Source organism: Pseudomonas sp. 5Ae-yellow (assembly GCF_014077575.1).
Taxonomy (GTDB): Bacteria; Pseudomonadota; Gammaproteobacteria; order Pseudomonadales; family Pseudomonadaceae; genus Halopseudomonas; species Halopseudomonas neustonica.
Genome location: NZ_JACGWE010000053.1, coordinates 1 through 16176 on the forward strand (window position 1 = coordinate 1; position 16176 = coordinate 16176).

General features: G+C 54.1%; 13 protein-coding genes and 1 tRNA gene. All 14 read left to right on the top strand.

The window, feature by feature from the left end; genetic code table 11:
- A partial coding sequence (locus H4J77_RS17740) for an elongation factor Tu (protein ID WP_182249749.1) occupies nucleotides 1-758 on the top strand: 758 nt, incomplete at its 5' end.
- Nucleotides 759-815: 57 nt separating this feature from the next.
- Nucleotides 816-891 (top strand) — tRNA-Trp (locus tag H4J77_RS17745).
- A 37-nt stretch (nucleotides 892-928) separates the two neighbouring features.
- Nucleotides 929-1297 carry a preprotein translocase subunit SecE gene (secE, locus tag H4J77_RS17750; protein ID WP_123890108.1) on the top strand — a complete coding sequence of 123 codons (369 nt, stop codon included), beginning with the start codon at nucleotides 929-931 and terminating at the stop codon, nucleotides 1295-1297.
- A 9-nt stretch (nucleotides 1298-1306) separates the two neighbouring features.
- Entirely contained in the window at nucleotides 1307-1840 is a 534-nt protein-coding gene (gene nusG, locus H4J77_RS17755; RefSeq protein ID WP_123890110.1) for a transcription termination/antitermination protein NusG, read from the top strand.
- Nucleotides 1841-1957: 117 nt separating this feature from the next.
- Nucleotides 1958-2389, top strand: a complete 432-nt coding sequence (gene rplK, locus H4J77_RS17760) for a 50S ribosomal protein L11 (RefSeq protein ID WP_123890112.1) — start codon at nucleotides 1958-1960, stop codon at nucleotides 2387-2389.
- The gene (gene rplA, locus H4J77_RS17765; protein ID WP_182249751.1) at nucleotides 2389-3084 is read left to right on the top strand and encodes a 50S ribosomal protein L1; all 696 of its coding nucleotides are present in this window, start codon (nucleotides 2389-2391) and stop codon (nucleotides 3082-3084) included. Before rplK ends, rplA begins: the two co-directional genes overlap by 1 nt.
- A 198-nt stretch (nucleotides 3085-3282) precedes the next feature.
- Nucleotides 3283-3783: a 50S ribosomal protein L10 gene (rplJ, locus tag H4J77_RS17770; protein WP_182249753.1), complete on the top strand. Its 501-nt coding sequence runs from the start codon at nucleotides 3283-3285 to the stop codon at nucleotides 3781-3783.
- Nucleotides 3784-3859: 76 nt separating this feature from the next.
- The gene (rplL, locus tag H4J77_RS17775) at nucleotides 3860-4228 is read left to right on the top strand and encodes a 50S ribosomal protein L7/L12 (protein WP_123890118.1); all 369 of its coding nucleotides are present in this window, start codon (nucleotides 3860-3862) and stop codon (nucleotides 4226-4228) included.
- Between the two features lie 215 nt (nucleotides 4229-4443).
- Nucleotides 4444-8514 (top strand): DNA-directed RNA polymerase subunit beta, encoded by a 4071-nt coding sequence (rpoB, locus tag H4J77_RS17780; RefSeq protein ID WP_123890120.1) that lies wholly within the window; start codon nucleotides 4444-4446, stop codon nucleotides 8512-8514.
- Nucleotides 8515-8582: 68 nt separating this feature from the next.
- Nucleotides 8583-12782 (top strand): DNA-directed RNA polymerase subunit beta', encoded by a 4200-nt coding sequence (gene rpoC, locus H4J77_RS17785; protein WP_123890122.1) that lies wholly within the window; start codon nucleotides 8583-8585, stop codon nucleotides 12780-12782.
- Between the two features lie 143 nt (nucleotides 12783-12925).
- Nucleotides 12926-13297: a 30S ribosomal protein S12 gene (rpsL, locus tag H4J77_RS17790; RefSeq protein WP_022964798.1), complete on the top strand. Its 372-nt coding sequence runs from the start codon at nucleotides 12926-12928 to the stop codon at nucleotides 13295-13297.
- A 96-nt stretch (nucleotides 13298-13393) separates the two neighbouring features.
- Entirely contained in the window at nucleotides 13394-13867 is a 474-nt protein-coding gene (gene rpsG, locus H4J77_RS17795; protein WP_092287466.1) for a 30S ribosomal protein S7, read from the top strand.
- A gap of 18 nt (nucleotides 13868-13885) precedes the next feature.
- On the top strand, nucleotides 13886-15988 hold the full coding sequence (gene fusA, locus H4J77_RS17800) for an elongation factor G (RefSeq protein ID WP_123890124.1): 2103 nt from the start codon (nucleotides 13886-13888) through the stop codon (nucleotides 15986-15988).
- 34 nt (nucleotides 15989-16022) lie between these two features.
- A partial coding sequence (locus H4J77_RS17805) for a GTP-binding protein (protein ID WP_259364927.1) occupies nucleotides 16023-16176 on the top strand: 154 nt, incomplete at its 3' end.

The window sequence follows — 16176 nt, forward strand, 5'->3', positions numbered from 1 at the left end:
TGCTTGAGCTGGTAGAGATGGAAGTGCGTGATTTGCTGAGCGCCTATGACTTCCCGGGCGATGATACGCCCATCATCATCGGTTCTGCGCTGATGGCATTGGAAGGCAAAGACGACAACGAAATCGGCACTACTGCTGTCAGGAAGCTGGTTGAGACTCTGGATGTTTATATTCCTGAGCCTGAGCGCGCGATTGACAAGCCGTTCCTGATGCCTATCGAAGACGTATTCTCTATCTCTGGTCGCGGTACTGTTGTGACTGGTCGTGTAGAGCGCGGTATCGTCAAGGTCGGTGAAGAAGTCGAGATTGTTGGTATCAAAGATACCGTCAAGACCGTTTGTACTGGTGTTGAAATGTTCCGCAAGCTGCTTGACGAAGGTCGCGCTGGTGAGAACGTTGGTGTTCTGCTGCGTGGTACCAAGCGTGAAGACGTAGAGCGCGGTCAGGTTCTGGCCAAGCCGGGCACTATTACTCCTCACACTCGCTTCGAAGCCGAAGTGTATGTGCTGGGTAAAGACGAAGGCGGTCGTCACACTCCGTTCTTCAAAGGCTATCGTCCTCAGTTCTACTTCCGTACCACCGACGTTACCGGTTCCTGCGAATTGCCGGAAGGTATCGAGATGGTAATGCCTGGCGATAACGTCAAGCTGGACGTCACTCTGATCGCTCCTATTGCGATGGAAGACGGTCTGCGCTTTGCGATTCGTGAAGGTGGCCGTACCGTAGGTGCGGGTGTTGTTGCTAAGATCATCCAGTAATTACGGATTGATCTTGAGTTGTCGAGCCGGTATGATTGCCGGCTCGACTGCGATTACAGGCCAGTAGCTCAATTGGCAGAGCGGCGGTCTCCAAAACCGCAGGTTGGGGGTTCGATTCCCTCCTGGCCTGCCAGATTTTTATCTGGCTTCCAAAACAGGATTTAAGATTCATGAGCACTAAGGCAGAGCTGCACGATAACCGCTTCGATGTGCCAAAGTGGGTTGTTGTGGCTTTACTAGTCTTCGTTGGTGTAGCCGGAGACTCCTACTTTTCTGCTGAGCCTGTTTTGTACCGCGCCATTGCTTTGGTCGTGCTTGGTATTGTGGCTGGCTTCGTTGCCCTGCAAACGAGCAAAGGAAAAGCATTTTGGGCGTTGTTGAAAGAAGCGCGTATTGAAATACGCAAAGTAGTATGGCCGACCCGGCCTGAAACCATCCAAACGACCTTGATTGTTGTGGCAGTGGTTTTAGTGATGGCCCTGATTTTGTGGGGGCTTGATACGTTTCTGGGTTGGATTATTTCTCAGTTTATTGGTTAAGGGTGCTCCGTGTCTAAGCGATGGTACGTAGTGCATGCCTATTCGGGCTTCGAAAAGCATGTTATGCGCTCTCTGCATGAGCGCGTCAAGCTGGCCGGAATGGAAGACCAATTCGGCGATATTCTAGTTCCCACCGAAGAAGTGGTGGAGATGCGCAACGGTCAGAAGCGCAAGAGCGAGCGTAAGTTTTTCCCGGGTTACGTGCTGGTTCAAATGGAAATGAACGAAGGCACCTGGCACTTGGTGAAAGATACAACTCGCGTACTTGGTTTCATTGGCGGCACTGCCGACAAGCCTGCGCCCATTACCGACAAAGAAGCGGATACGATTCTGCGTCGCGTAGCGGATGGTACTGACAAGCCCAAGCCTAAGACTCTGTTTGAGCCAGGCGAAGTTGTACGGGTTACTGATGGTCCGTTTGCTGACTTTAATGGTGTTGTTGAAGAAGTTAATTACGAGAAAAGCCGGGTTCAGGTGGCGGTTCTCATTTTTGGACGCCCCACTCCGGTGGAGCTCGATTTCGGTCAGGTCGAAAAAGGCTGATTTCACTCAATCCCCTGAACCCTGCAATGCCTTGAGCAATGCGGGGTTTTGTTGTCAGTTGGGGAATGTTTCTAAACCGGGAAGCCGCAAGGCGCTACTACCCTTTGGAGAAAGACAATGGCGAAGAAGATTCAGGCTTATATCAAGCTGCAAGTCAAGGCCGGTCAGGCTAACCCAAGTCCGCCGGTAGGTCCGGCTCTGGGTCAGCACGGTGTGAATATCATGGAGTTCTGCAAGGCGTTCAACGCCAAGACCCAAGGCATTGAGCCAGGTCTGCCAACCCCCGTGATTATCACTGTTTACAGTGACCGTAGCTTTACATTTGAAACCAAAAGCACGCCCGCCGCGGTTCTGCTGAAGAAGGCCGCTGGCCTGAAGAGCGGCTCTGCTCGTCCCAATAGCCAGAAAGTGGGTACTGTTACCCGCGCTCAGCTGGAAGAGATCGTTAACGCCAAGCAGGCTGATCTGACCGCTGCTGATATGGAAGCTGCACTGCGTACCATCGCTGGTTCCGCTCGCAGCATGGGCCTTAACGTGGAGGGTTTGTAATGGCTAAGTTGACTAAGCGCCAAAAGGCAATCAGCGAGAAAGTACAGGCTAATAAAGTCTACGGCTTCGAAGATGCCGCTGCAGTTCTGGCTGAAGTGTCCGCTGTTAAGTTCGTTGAGTCTTTCGACGTTTCTGTGAATCTGGGCGTTGATCCACGTAAGTCTGATCAGGTTGTTCGTGGTGCTACCTTGCTGCCGCACGGTACTGGCAAGACAGTTCGCGTTGCCGTGTTCACTCAGGGCGCTAACGCTGAGGCGGCTTTGGCTGCTGGTGCAGACAAGGTCGGTATGGATGACCTGGCTGCAGAAATGAAAGCTGGCGACCTGAACTATGACGTCGTTATCGCTTCCCCGGATGCGATGCGTGTTGTCGGTCAGTTGGGTCAGTTGCTTGGTCCGCGCGGTCTGATGCCTAACCCTAAAGTAGGTACTGTTTCTGCTGACGTGGGTACTGCTGTCAAGAACGCCAAGGCCGGTCAGGTTCGTTATCGTACCGACAAGAACGGCATCATCCATTGCTCAATCGGCAAGGTTGGATTCGATGCGGTTAAGTTGAAAGAGAACGTTGAAGCTCTGCTGGCTGACCTGAAAAAGGCCAAGCCATCTACTTCTAAAGGCGTTTATCTGAAGCGTGTCACCCTGAGCACCACTATGGGCCCGGGTGTGCAGATTGACCAGGCTTCTCTGGACGTTTGATCTATCGGCGTAGTGCGATAGCGCTACGCCAACTTATTGGGGTCCCTGCCTGGCGGGGGCCGTCCAAGACCGTAGGCGGCGTAAGCCTTAAACAAGTAAGCCTACGCAGATGGTGCTCCCGATTCAGTGCAGGCTGGATCTGACACCAAAACACACCGCCCGCGAGGGTGGTCAATGGTAAATCCAGGAGTAAAACCCGTGGCAATTAAGCTCGAAGACAAAAAGGCCATCGTCGCTGAAGTCAACGAAGCTGCCAAAGGTGCGCTGTCTGCCGTTGTGGCTGATGCCCGCGGTGTAAGCGTTGCTGCTATGACTGGTCTCCGCAAAGAAGCTCGCGAAGCTGGTGTTTACGTACGTGTTGTACGTAACACTCTGCTGCGTCGCGCTATTGAAGGCACTAATTACACATGCCTGAATGAAACCTTTGTGGGTCCTACCCTGATTGCATTCTCCAACGAGCATCCGGGCGCTGCCGCCCGTCTGTTCAAAGAGTTCGCCAAGGGTCAGGACAAGTTTGAGATCAAAGCAGCTGCGTTTGAAGGCAACTTCCTTGCAGCAAGTGAAATCGACAAGCTGGCAACTTTGCCGACCTACGACGAGGCCATCAGTCAGCTGATGAGTGTCATCCAGGGCGCAACCAGCAAGTTCGTTCGTACTTTGGCCGCTGTCCGCGATCAGAAGGAAGCCGAAGCTGCCTGATAGGCGCCTCGCTTGCTTTTCACGCTTTTAATGTTTTGACGGCAACAGCCGTCCCCCAATACAGGAATTTAGAGTCATGGCTCTGACCAACGAAGATATCATCAACGCCGTATCCGAAATGTCCGTTATGCAGGTTGTAGAACTGATCTCCGCTATGGAAGAGAAGTTCGGCGTATCTGCTGCCGCTGCTGTTGCTGCTGGCCCGGCTGCTGGCCCGGCTGCTGCTGAAGAGCAGACCGAGTTTGACGTTGTTCTGCTGGAAACTGGCGAGAAGAAAGTTAACGTCATCAAGGCTGTACGCGAACTGACAGGTCTTGGCCTGAAAGAAGCCAAGGCACTGGTTGACGGCGCTCCTGGCACCATCAAGGAAGCTGCTTCCAAGGACGAGGCAGAAGCTGCCAAGAAGACTCTGGAAGAAGCTGGCGCCAAGGTCGAGCTCAAGTAAGCTCGCCCGACCTTGCGTCGACAATCTGATTTCAACGGTCAGATTGATGGCTGGTGGCCTGTGTGCCACCGGCCTTTTTCCGTTGTATCCCGCCGTGCCGGCGGGCAACGGTAGCACTCAAGCGAGTGGGCAAGACTTAGGGCTTGCACGCATTTTCAGGTTTTCCCGCTGCGCGGGAAGGCCAATCAAGCAGGTGACCAAGCTGGGGAACGCTGATGGCTTACTCATATACTGAGAAAAAACGTATCCGCAAGGACTTTGGCAAACTGCCGCATGTGATGGATGTGCCCTATTTGCTGGCTATTCAGCTGGATTCCTATCGGGAATTCCTGCAAGCCGAGTCAAATAAAGGGCAGGTTCGTGATATCGGTCTGCACGCGGCCTTCAAATCTGTCTTCCCCATTATCAGCTATTCGGGTAATGCGGCGCTGGAATATGTCGGTTACCGCCTTGGCGACCCGGCGTTCGACGTCAAGGAATGCGTTTTGCGCGGGGTTACCTATGCGGTGCCGCTGCGCGTAAAAGTGCGCCTGATCATCTTTGATCGTGAATCGTCCAACAAGGCGATCAAGGACATCAAGGAGCAGGAAGTTTATATGGGGGAAATCCCCCTGATGACCGAAAACGGTACCTTTGTAATCAACGGTACTGAACGGGTTATCGTATCTCAGCTACACCGTAGTCCGGGCGTGTTCTTTGATCACGACCGTGGCAAGACGCACAGCTCCGGCAAGCTGCTTTACTCTGCCCGCGTGATTCCTTACCGCGGCTCTTGGCTAGACTTCGAATTTGATCCAAAGGACTGCGTATTCGTCCGTATCGACCGTCGTCGTAAGCTGCCGGCAAGCGTGTTGTTGCGTGCTCTGGGTTACCACACCGAAGAAATTCTCGACATCTTCTATGACACCAACGTTTTCGCCGTGCATGGCGAAAACCTGATGCTCGAACTGGTGCCGCAGCGTCTGCGTGGCGAGATCGCCACCTTTGACATCAAAGATGGCAAGGGCAAGGTGATCGTAGAGAAAGGTCGTCGTGTTACCGCACGTCACATCAGCCAGTTGGAGAAGGCAGGTATCACCAGCCTGGAAGTGCCTTTCGATTACATCATCGGGCGCGCCATTGCCAAGCCGATCGTGCATCCGGCGACTGGCGAGATCCTGGTTGAGGCCAACGTTGAGGTGACTGCTGATCTGGTGCTGAAACTGGCCAAGTCGCAGATCACTCGCATTGAGACCCTGTATACCAACGATATCGATTGTGGTCCGTTCGTGTCCGATACCCTGCGTATCGATAACACCACTACCCAGCTCGAAGCCTTGGTTGAGATTTATCGGATGATGCGTCCTGGCGAGCCGCCAACCAAGGATGCCGCCGAGACGCTGTTCTCTAATCTGTTCTTCAGCAGCGACCGTTACGATCTGTCTGCGGTTGGTCGCATGAAGTTCAATCGCCGCATTGGTCGTGAAGAGATCGAAGGCGCTGGCGTATTGAGCAAGGAAGACATCATTGAGGTGCTCAAGACCCTGGTTGATATCCGTAACGGCAAAGGCGTCGTGGATGATATCGATCACCTGGGTAACCGCCGTATTCGTTCCGTCGGTGAGATGGCCGAAAACCAGTTCCGTGTTGGTCTGGTCCGGGTTGAGCGCGCGGTTAAAGAGCGTCTGTCCATGGCCGAAAGCGAAGGCCTGATGCCGCAGGATCTGATCAACGCCAAGCCGGTTGCGGCGGCGGTGAAAGAGTTCTTCGGTTCCAGCCAGCTGTCCCAGTTCATGGACCAGAACAACCCGCTGTCCGAGATTACCCACAAGCGCCGTGTGTCTGCGCTTGGGCCGGGCGGTCTGACCCGTGAGCGTGCTGGCTTTGAAGTACGTGACGTACACCCGACCCACTACGGTCGTGTATGTCCAATCGAAACGCCAGAAGGCCCGAACATTGGTTTGATCAACTCGCTGGCAACCTATGCGCGTACCAACCAGTATGGTTTCCTTGAGAGCCCATATCGTCGCGTTAAGAATGCTGTCGTCACTGACGAGATCGTATTCCTGTCAGCGATTGAAGAAGCCGATCACGTTATCGCCCAGGCCAGCGCCAAGGTTGAAGACGGTCAGCTGACTGACGATCTGGTGGCTGTGCGTCACATGAACGAATTCACCGTTAAGGCGCCGCATGAAGTGACCTTGATGGACGTTTCGCCGCGCCAGGTGGTGTCGGTCGCTGCGTCTTTGATTCCGTTCCTGGAGCACGATGACGCCAACCGCGCACTCATGGGTTCCAACATGCAGCGTCAGGCTGTTCCAACTCTGCGTGCTGAGAAGCCGCTGGTGGGAACCGGCATGGAGCGTAACGTTGCACGTGACTCCGGTGTCTGTGTAACCGCGCGCCGTGGTGGTGTGATCGACTCGGTTGACGCCAGTCGCGTTGTGGTTCGCGTCAACGATGACGAAGTTGAATCCGGTGAAGCAGGTGTGGATATCTACACCCTGACCAAATACACCCGCTCCAACCAGAATACCTGTATTAACCAGCGTCCATTGGTGAAGAAGGGCGATAAGGTTGCGGCCAAGGATATTCTGGCTGACGGCTCTTCTGTCGATATGGGCGAGTTGGCGCTAGGTCAGAATATGCGCGTAGCGTTCATGCCCTGGAATGGCTACAACTTCGAAGACTCGATCCTGGTCTCCGAGCGTGTTGTGCAGGAAGATCGTTTTACTACTATCCACATTCAGGAACTCACCTGTGTGTCGCGCGATACCAAGCTGGGGCCGGAAGAGATTTCTTCTGATATTCCCAACGTTGGCGAAGCCGCGCTAGGTAAGTTGGATGAGGCCGGCATTGTCTATGTTGGTGCTGAGGTGGGGCCTGGTGACATTCTGGTCGGTAAGGTTACTCCTAAGGGCGAAACCCAGCTGACGCCAGAAGAGAAGCTGTTGCGTGCGATCTTCGGTGAGAAGGCGTCCGATGTTAAGGACACCTCCCTGCGTGTGCCCACTGGCACCAAGGGTACCGTTATCGACGTTCAGGTCTTTATTCGCGACGGTGTAGAGCGTGATACACGCGCACTGGCTATCGAGAAGGAACAGCTTGATGAGATCCGTAAGGATCTGCAGGAAGAGTTCCGTATCGTTGAAACCGCTACCTTCGAGCGTTTGGCTGCAGCCCTTGACGGTCAGACCGTCGAAGGCGGTGCTGGCTTGAAGAAAGGCGCTGTGCTAAACGCCGAGATTCTGGGCGGTATCGAGCGTGGTCAGTGGTTCAAGTTGCGTATGACCGAAGACGCACTCAACGAGCAGTTGGAGCGAGCCCAGGGTTATCTGGTTGACCGTCGCAAGCTGCTTGATGAGAAGTTTGAAGATAAGAAGCGCAAGTTGCAGCAGGGCGATGACCTGGCGCCGGGTGTACTCAAGATTGTTAAGGTTTACCTGGCAATCAAGCGTCGCATCCAGCCTGGTGACAAGATGGCCGGTCGTCACGGTAACAAGGGTGTTATCTCCGTGATCATGCCGATCGAAGACATGCCGCACGATGAGAACGGCACCCCTGTCGATATCGTCTTGAATCCGCTGGGCGTTCCATCACGTATGAACGTTGGTCAGATTCTGGAAACCCACCTGGGCCTCGCGGCCAAGGGGCTGGGCGAAAAGATCAATCGTATGCTCGAAGAGCAGCGTAAGATTGCTGACCTGCGCAAGTTCCTGGATGAGGTCTATAACCAGGTTGGCGGTCGTCAGGAGAATCTGGACAGTCTGAGCGATCAGGAAATCATCGAACTGGCCAATAACCTGCGTGGTGGCGTACCTATGGCTACCGCAGTATTTGATGGCGCGGCTGAGACCGAGATCAAGCACATGCTGCGTCTCGCTGATTTGCCGGATAGCGGTCAGATGAGGTTGTGGGACGGTCGTACCGGCAATTGCTTCGATCGCCCGGTGACCGTTGGTTATATGTACATGCTCAAGCTGAACCACTTGGTTGATGACAAGATGCACGCGCGTTCAACCGGTTCTTACAGCCTGGTTACCCAGCAGCCGTTGGGTGGTAAGGCGCAGTTTGGTGGGCAGCGCTTTGGTGAGATGGAGGTTTGGGCACTTGAAGCTTATGGTGCCGCCTACACCCTGCAGGAAATGCTGACCGTGAAGTCGGACGACGTGAACGGCCGTACCAAGATGTATAAAAACATCGTGGATGGCGATCATCGTATGGAGGCGGGCATGCCTGAATCCTTCAACGTATTGGTCAAGGAAATTCGTTCGCTCGGTATCGATATCGAACTGGAATCTGATTAACCACCAACTGCCCACGTCTCGGGCGGCGTAACGTCGCCGCCCTTGAGACACTGCGAGGAGTATAGGCCTTGAAAGACTTATTGAACCTGCTTAAGTCCCAGGGACAGATTGAAGAGTTCGATTCCATTCGAATCGGCTTGGCGTCTCCGGAAATGATCCGGTCCTGGTCCTACGGCGAAGTTAAAAAGCCGGAAACCATCAATTACCGCACCTTTAAACCGGAGCGGGACGGTCTGTTTTGTGCCAAGATTTTTGGCCCAGTTAAAGACTACGAATGCCTGTGCGGCAAGTACAAGCGTCTTAAGCATCGCGGTGTGATCTGTGAAAAGTGTGGCGTTGAAGTCGCACTGGCCAAGGTTCGTCGTGAGCGCATGGGGCACATTGAACTGGCCTCACCTGTGGCGCACATCTGGTTCCTGAAATCGCTGCCGTCACGTATCGGCCTGCTGCTGGATATGACCCTGCGTGATATCGAGCGCGTACTTTATTTCGAGAGCTACGTGGTTATCGAGCCGGGCATGACTACCCTGGACAAGGGTCAGTTGCTGAACGATGAGCAGTATTTCGAAGCGCTGGAAGAGTTCGGTGATGATTTCGACGCTCGCATGGGCGCCGAGGCTGTTTATGAACTGCTGACCGCGATGGATCTCGCTCACGAGATTGGCAAATTGCGCGAAGAAATTCCGCAGACCACCTCCGAGACCAAAATCAAGAAGCTGTCCAAGCGTCTGAAGTTGATGGAAGCCTTTGATGGCTCCGGCAACAAGCCAGAGTGGATGGTCATGACCGTATTGCCAGTTTTGCCGCCGGATCTGCGTCCGCTGGTACCGCTGGACGGTGGCCGCTTCGCGACCTCGGATCTGAACGATCTGTATCGCCGTGTTATCAACCGTAACAACCGTCTGAAGCGTCTGCTGGACTTGTCTGCGCCCGATATTATCGTGCGGAACGAGAAGCGTATGCTGCAGGAGTCGGTTGACGCGCTGCTGGACAACGGTCGTCGTGGTCGTGCCATTACGGGTACCAACAAGCGTCCGCTGAAGTCTCTGGCAGACATGATTAAAGGTAAGCAGGGTCGCTTCCGTCAGAACCTGCTGGGTAAGCGCGTAGACTACTCCGGTCGTTCTGTGATCGTGGTCGGTCCTACCCTGCGTCTGCACCAGTGCGGTCTGCCTAAGAAGATGGCGCTTGAGCTGTTCAAGCCTTTCATCTTTGGCAAACTGGAGCACCGTGGTCTGGCTACCACTATCAAAGCCGCCAAGAAAATGGTCGAGCGCGAACTGCCAGAAGTATGGGACATCCTCGCTGAAGTTATCCGCGAGCACCCCGTGCTGCTGAACCGTGCACCAACCCTGCACCGTCTTGGCATTCAGGCGTTTGAGCCGGTTCTGATTGAAGGTAAAGCGATTCAGCTGCACCCGTTGGTCTGTGCCGCCTATAACGCCGACTTTGACGGTGACCAAATGGCTGTGCACGTTCCACTGACCCTTGAGGCTCAGTTGGAAGCGCGCGCACTGATGATGTCGACCAACAACATCCTGTCTCCGGCCTCTGGCGAGCCAATTATTGTGCCGTCGCAGGACGTGGTATTGGGCTTGTATTACATGACTCGCACACGCATCAACGCCAAAGGCGAAGGTATGCGTTTCAGCGGTGTCAATGAAGTCGAGATGGCTTATCGCAGCGGCCAGGTCGAACTGCATGCGCTGGTCAAGGTGCGTATCACCGAGACCGTCAAGCACAAAGACGAAAGCTGGACCACCGAAACGCGTATCGTTGATACCACCGTTGGTCGTGCGTTGTTGTTCCAGATCCTGCCGAAGGGCTTGCCCTACGAAATGGTCGATCAGCCGCTGAAGAAAAAGGCGATTTCCAAGCTGATCAACCAGTGCTATCGCGTGGTCGGTTTGAAAGAAACCGTTATCTTCGCTGACCAGTTGATGTACACAGGTTTCGCCTACTCGACTATCTCGGGCGCGTCCATTGGTGTGAACGACTTCGTCATTCCTGACGAGAAGGCGCGCATCATTGATGAGGCGACTGAAGAAGTTAAAGAAATTGAAGATCAGTACGCTTCCGGCCTGGTAACCCAGGGCGAGAAGTACAACAAGGTTATCGACTTGTGGTCCAAGGCCAACGATGAGATTTCCAAGGCGATGATGGATAACCTCAAGTCAACTCGCGTGCTTGACCGCGATGGCAAGGAGGTCGATCAGGAGTCCTTTAACTCCATGTATATGATGGCTGACTCCGGTGCTCGGGGTTCCGCTGCACAGATTCGTCAGCTGGCTGGTATGCGTGGTTTGATGGCCAAGCCGGATGGCTCGATCATCGAAACGCCTATTACTGCGAACTTCCGTGAAGGTTTGAACGTACTCCAGTACTTCATCTCTACTCACGGTGCTCGTAAGGGTCTGGCTGATACCGCACTGAAGACCGCGAACTCCGGTTATCTGACTCGTCGTCTGGTTGACGTTGCGCAGGATCTGGTTATTACCGAGCCTGATTGCGGTACCGACAACGGCTTGTTGATGTCTCCGCACATTGAAGGCGGTGATATCGTTGAGCCTCTGGGTGAGCGAGTTCTGGGTCGTGTTGTTGCGCGTGACGTAGTCAAGCCTGGCACCGAAGAGACCATTGTTGCCGCTGGCACTCTGATCGACGAGCAGTGGGTTGAGTTCCTCGAGAAGAACAGTGTTGACGAAGTCATCGTGCGTTCGCCGATCACTTGTGACACGCATTACGGTGTTTGTGCCACTTGCTACGGTCGCGACCTGGCACGTGGTCACTTGATCAACATCGGTGAGGCGGTGGGTGTTATCGCTGCTCAGTCGATTGGTGAGCCGGGTACCCAGCTGACCATGCGTACCTTCCACATCGGTGGTGCGGCTAGCCGGACCTCTGCTGCTGACAGCGTTCAAGTGAAGAATGGCGGTACTATTCGCCTGCACAACCTGAAGCATGTTGAGCGCGCAGACGGAGCCCTGGTGGCGGTATCTCGTTCCGGTGAGTTGGCTGTTGCCGACGAGTTTGGCCGTGAGCGTGAGCGCTACAAGCTCCCCTATGGTGCCGTTATTTCCATCAAGGAAGGCGACAAGGTTGATGCCGGTCGCGTGGTTGCCAAGTGGGATCCGCACACTCACCCCATCGTTACCGAAATTACCGGTACCGTGGCCTTCTTTGGTATGGACGAAGGTATCACCATCAAGCGTCAGGCTGATGAGTTGACCGGTTTGACCAATATTGAAGTTCTGGATGCGAAGGATCGCCCGGCATCGGGTAAAGACATCCGTCCGGCGGTCAAGCTGGTTGATGACAATGGCAAGGAGCTGATGCTGCCGGGTACTGATGTACCTGCTCAGTATTTCCTGCCAGCCAACGCACTGGTCAATCTGACCGATGGTGCCAAGGTGAACGTGGGTGACGTTGTTGCACGTATCCCGCAGGAAACGTCGAAGACCCGTGATATCACCGGTGGTCTGCCACGTGTTGCTGACTTGTTTGAAGCGCGTCGTCCGAAAGAGCCGTCCATCCTGGCGGAAATCAGCGGTACGATTTCCTTCGGCAAGGAGACCAAAGGTAAGCGTCGTCTGGTTATTACACCGACCGATGGCAGCGATCCTTACGAAGAGCTGATTCCGAAGTGGCGCCACCTGAACGTGTTTGAAGGTGAGCAGGTTACCAAGGGTGAGGTTATTTCCGATGGTCCGAGCAACCCGCATGACATCTTGCGTCTGCTGGGCGTCAGTGCGCTGGCCAAGTATATCGTTAACGAAATTCAGGACGTTTATCGCCTGCAGGGCGTGAAGATCAACGACAAGCACATCGAAACGACGCTTCGTCAGATGTTGCGTAAGGTTGAGATTAGCGAGTCTGGCGACTCCAACTTTATCAAAGGCGACCAGGTCGAATTGACTCACGTGCTTGATGCGAACTCGGAGTTGGCAGGTCAGGACAAGTTCCCGGCCAAGTACGAGCGCGTATTGTTGGGTATCACCAAGGCATCTCTGTCGACCGAATCGTTTATATCGGCTGCGTCCTTCCAGGAAACCACGCGGGTACTGACCGAGGCTGCCGTTACCGGTAAGCGCGATCACTTGCGCGGCCTGAAAGAGAACGTCGTCGTAGGTCGTTTGATTCCTGCGGGTACCGGTTTGGCTTATCACGCTGAGCGCAAGCGCCAGAAGATGGCCGACAAGCCGGTCAAGGTCAGTGCCAGCGAAGTAGAGCAGGCTCTGTCCGACGCGCTTAATTCGAGCGGAAACTGACAGGTCGCCCGGCCCTTCGGGGTTGGGCTCCTTGACGATCGGGGTCGGTGTCTATAGAATTCCGTACCCCTAAAATTGGCGGGGCGACAAGTCCTGCCATTTTTTATTAACTATGTCCTAAGACATCAGTGGAGTTTTGCTAGATGGCAACAATTAACCAGCTGGTTCGTAAGCCGCGTAAGCGTGTCGCTGAGAAGAGCGACGTGCCGGCGCTGCAGAACTGCCCGCAGCGTCGTGGTGTTTGCACTCGCGTGTATACCACTACGCCAAAGAAGCCGAACTCGGCTCTGCGTAAAGTCTGCCGTGTTCGTTTGACCAATGGCTACGAAGTTTCATCCTATATCGGTGGTGAAGGTCACAACCTGCAAGAGCACAGCGTCGTTCTGATTCGCGGCGGTCGTGTAAAAGATTTGCCAGGTGTGCGTTACCACACTGTTCGCGGTTCTTTGGACACCTCAGGTGTTAAAGATCGTCGGCAGGGTCGTTCTAAATATGGCGCCAAGCGTCCTAAGTAATACTGAATTCATTTACCTGAGTCGATAAGAGTAAGGTCAGGCGTAACCGAATGGTTATGATCCTGGGCTAACCTGAAGACCGTTTGAGGGCTTATCATGCCAAGACGTCGCGTAGCAGCAAAACGTGAGATTCTGCCAGAACCTAAGTATGGCAGTCAGATTCTCGCGAAATTCATGAACCACGTAATGGAAAGTGGCAAAAAATCCACCGCAGAGCGCATCGTGTACGGCGCGCTGGACAAGGTAAAAGAGCGCACCAAGACCGAGGAGCCCGTTGAGCTGTTCGAGAAGGCGCTGGATGCCATTGCTCCGCTCGTGGAAGTAAAATCTCGCCGTGTAGGTGGTGCCACCTATCAGGTTCCGGTTGAAGTGCGTCCCTCCCGTCGCAATGCATTGGCAATGCGCTGGTTGGTAGACGCTGCCCGTAAGCGTGGCGAGAAGTCAATGGCTCTGCGCTTGGCTGGTGAGCTGGTTGATGCTTCCGAAGGCAAGGGTGCCGCTGTTAAGAAGCGTGAAGACGTGCACCGCATGGCTGAAGCCAACAAGGCGTTCTCTCACTACCGTTTCTAAACGGCTCAGGAGATTATTGTGGCTCGTACAACTCCGATTAATCTGTACCGGAATATTGGTATCTGTGCGCACGTCGATGCGGGCAAGACCACGACCACGGAACGGATTTTGTTTTATACCGGTGTGAACCACAAGATGGGCGAAGTCCATGATGGCGCTGCCACCATGGACTGGATGGCCCAGGAGCAGGAGCGGGGGATTACGATTACCTCCGCTGCTACTACTGCCTTCTGGCAGGGCTCCGAAAAGCAGTACGACAAGCATCGTGTCAATATTATTGATACCCCTGGTCACGTTGACTTCACTATCGAAGTAGAGCGCTCTTTGCGCGTGCTTGATGGTGCTGTCGTCGTTTTCTGTGGTACCTCTGGTGTCGAACCCCAGTCTGAAACCGTGTGGCGTCAAGCCAACAAATACGGTGTTCCGCGTATTGTTTACGTGAACAAGATGGATCGCCAGGGTGCCAACTTCCTGCGTGTGGTTGAGCAGATCAAGAGGCGGTTGGGTCACACTCCGGTGCCGATTCAGCTGGCGATTGGGGCGGAAGAAGAGTTTGAGGGGCAGGTAGATCTGCTGCGCATGAAGGCGATTTACTGGAATGCTGATGACAGTGGAATGACCTTCCGTGAGGAGGAGATTCCTGCCGAGCTGGTCGAGCAGGCTGCGGCTTATCGTGAGCAAATGGTCGAGGCTGCTGCCGAGGCTAACGAAGAGCTTATGAATAAGTATCTTGAGGGGGTTGAGTTAACGCCCGAAGAGATCAAGGCGGGTCTGCGTCAGCGCACGCTGGCATGCGAAATTGTGCCAGCGGTCTGCGGTTCATCGTTCAAGAACAAGGGTGTTCCCCTGGTTCTGGATGCAGTTATTGACTATCTGCCAGCGCCCGATCAGGTGGTGGCCATCAAGGGTGTTCATCCTGACGATGAAGAGAAAGTCGATGAGCGTCATGCGGATGATGATGAGCCCTTTGCTGCCTTGGCTTTCAAGATTGCAACTGATCCCTTTGTTGGTACTTTGACTTTCGCTCGGGTCTACTCAGGTGTTTTGACGTCTGGTGATGCGGTGCTTAACTCGGTCAAGGGCAAGAAGGAGCGAGTTGGTCGCATGGTTCAGATGCATGCCAACGCCCGTGAAGAGATCAAGGAGGTTCGTGCTGGCGATATCGCTGCATTGATCGGCATGAAAGATGTCACTACGGGAGATACGCTGTGCTCCCAGGACAAGCCGATCATTCTCGAGCGCATGGAGTTCCCTGAGCCGGTTATCTCGGTTGCTGTCGAGCCCAAGACCAAGGCTGACCAAGAGAAGATGGGCGTGGCTCTAGGTAAGCTTGCGCAGGAGGATCCATCCTTCCGTGTGCGTACTGATGAAGAGTCGGGCCAAACGATTATCTCGGGTATGGGTGAGTTGCACCTGGATATTCTTGTTGATCGCATGAAACGCGAGTTTAGCGTCGAAGCCAACATCGGTAAGCCGCAAGTTGCTTATCGAGAAGCGATCCGCAATAAGTGCGAAATCGAAGGGAAATTCGTTCGTCAGTCTGGCGGTCGAGGTCAGTACGGTCACGTATGGGTGCGCTTTGAGCCCTGTGATCGGTCTGAAGAGAAGCTGGTGTTTGTTAACGAAATCGTCGGTGGTGTGGTTCCGCGTGAATACATCCCGGCTATCCAGAAGGGTATCGAGGAGCAGATGCAGAACGGCGTTCTCGCCGGCTATCCGCTGCTTGGCCTTAAGGCAACCGTTTATGACGGTTCCTATCATGATGTCGACTCGAACGAGATGGCATTCAAGATCGCTGCTTCGATGGCTACCAAGCAGTTGGCCCAGAAGGGTGGCGCCGTATTGCTTGAGCCGATGATGAAAGTCGAAGTGGTCACCCCTGAGGATTATATGGGTGACGTAATGGGCGACTTGAACCGTCGTCGCGGTCTGGTACAAGGTATGGAAGACTCTCCTTCCGGTAAAGTGATCCGCGCTGAGGTTCCGCTTGGTGAGATGTTCGGTTACGCCACGGATGTACGCTCCATGTCCCAGGGACGTGCGAGCTACTCCATGGAGTTTTCGAAATACGCCGAGGCACCCACGAACATCGCCGAAGCAATCATCAAGAAGCAAGGCTAACTTGAACCTAAGCTAATTAAAGAGGTTATCAACCGTGGCAAAAGAAAAATTTGAACGTAGTAAACCGCACCTGAACGTAGGCACCATTGGTCACGTTGACCATGGTAAGACTACTCTGACAGCTGCATTGACCCGTGTTTGCGCCGAAGTTTATGGCGGTTCCGCTCGCGCTTTCGATCAGATCGATA

Bases quoted from the DNA above. Each gene is read 5' to 3' on its own strand.
- rplK (WP_123890112.1), top strand. From the start codon at position 1,958: ATGGCGAAGAAGATTCAGGCTTATATCAAGCTGCAAGTCAAGGCCGGT.
- rplL (WP_123890118.1), top strand. From the start codon at position 3,860: ATGGCTCTGACCAACGAAGATATCATCAACGCCGTATCCGAAATGTCC.
- rpsG (WP_092287466.1), top strand. From the start codon at position 13,394: ATGCCAAGACGTCGCGTAGCAGCAAAACGTGAGATTCTGCCAGAACCT.
- rplA (WP_182249751.1), top strand. From the start codon at position 2,389: ATGGCTAAGTTGACTAAGCGCCAAAAGGCAATCAGCGAGAAAGTACAG.
- rpsL (WP_022964798.1), top strand. From the start codon at position 12,926: ATGGCAACAATTAACCAGCTGGTTCGTAAGCCGCGTAAGCGTGTCGCT.
- secE (WP_123890108.1), top strand. From the start codon at position 929: ATGAGCACTAAGGCAGAGCTGCACGATAACCGCTTCGATGTGCCAAAG.
- rpoB (WP_123890120.1), top strand. From the start codon at position 4,444: ATGGCTTACTCATATACTGAGAAAAAACGTATCCGCAAGGACTTTGGC.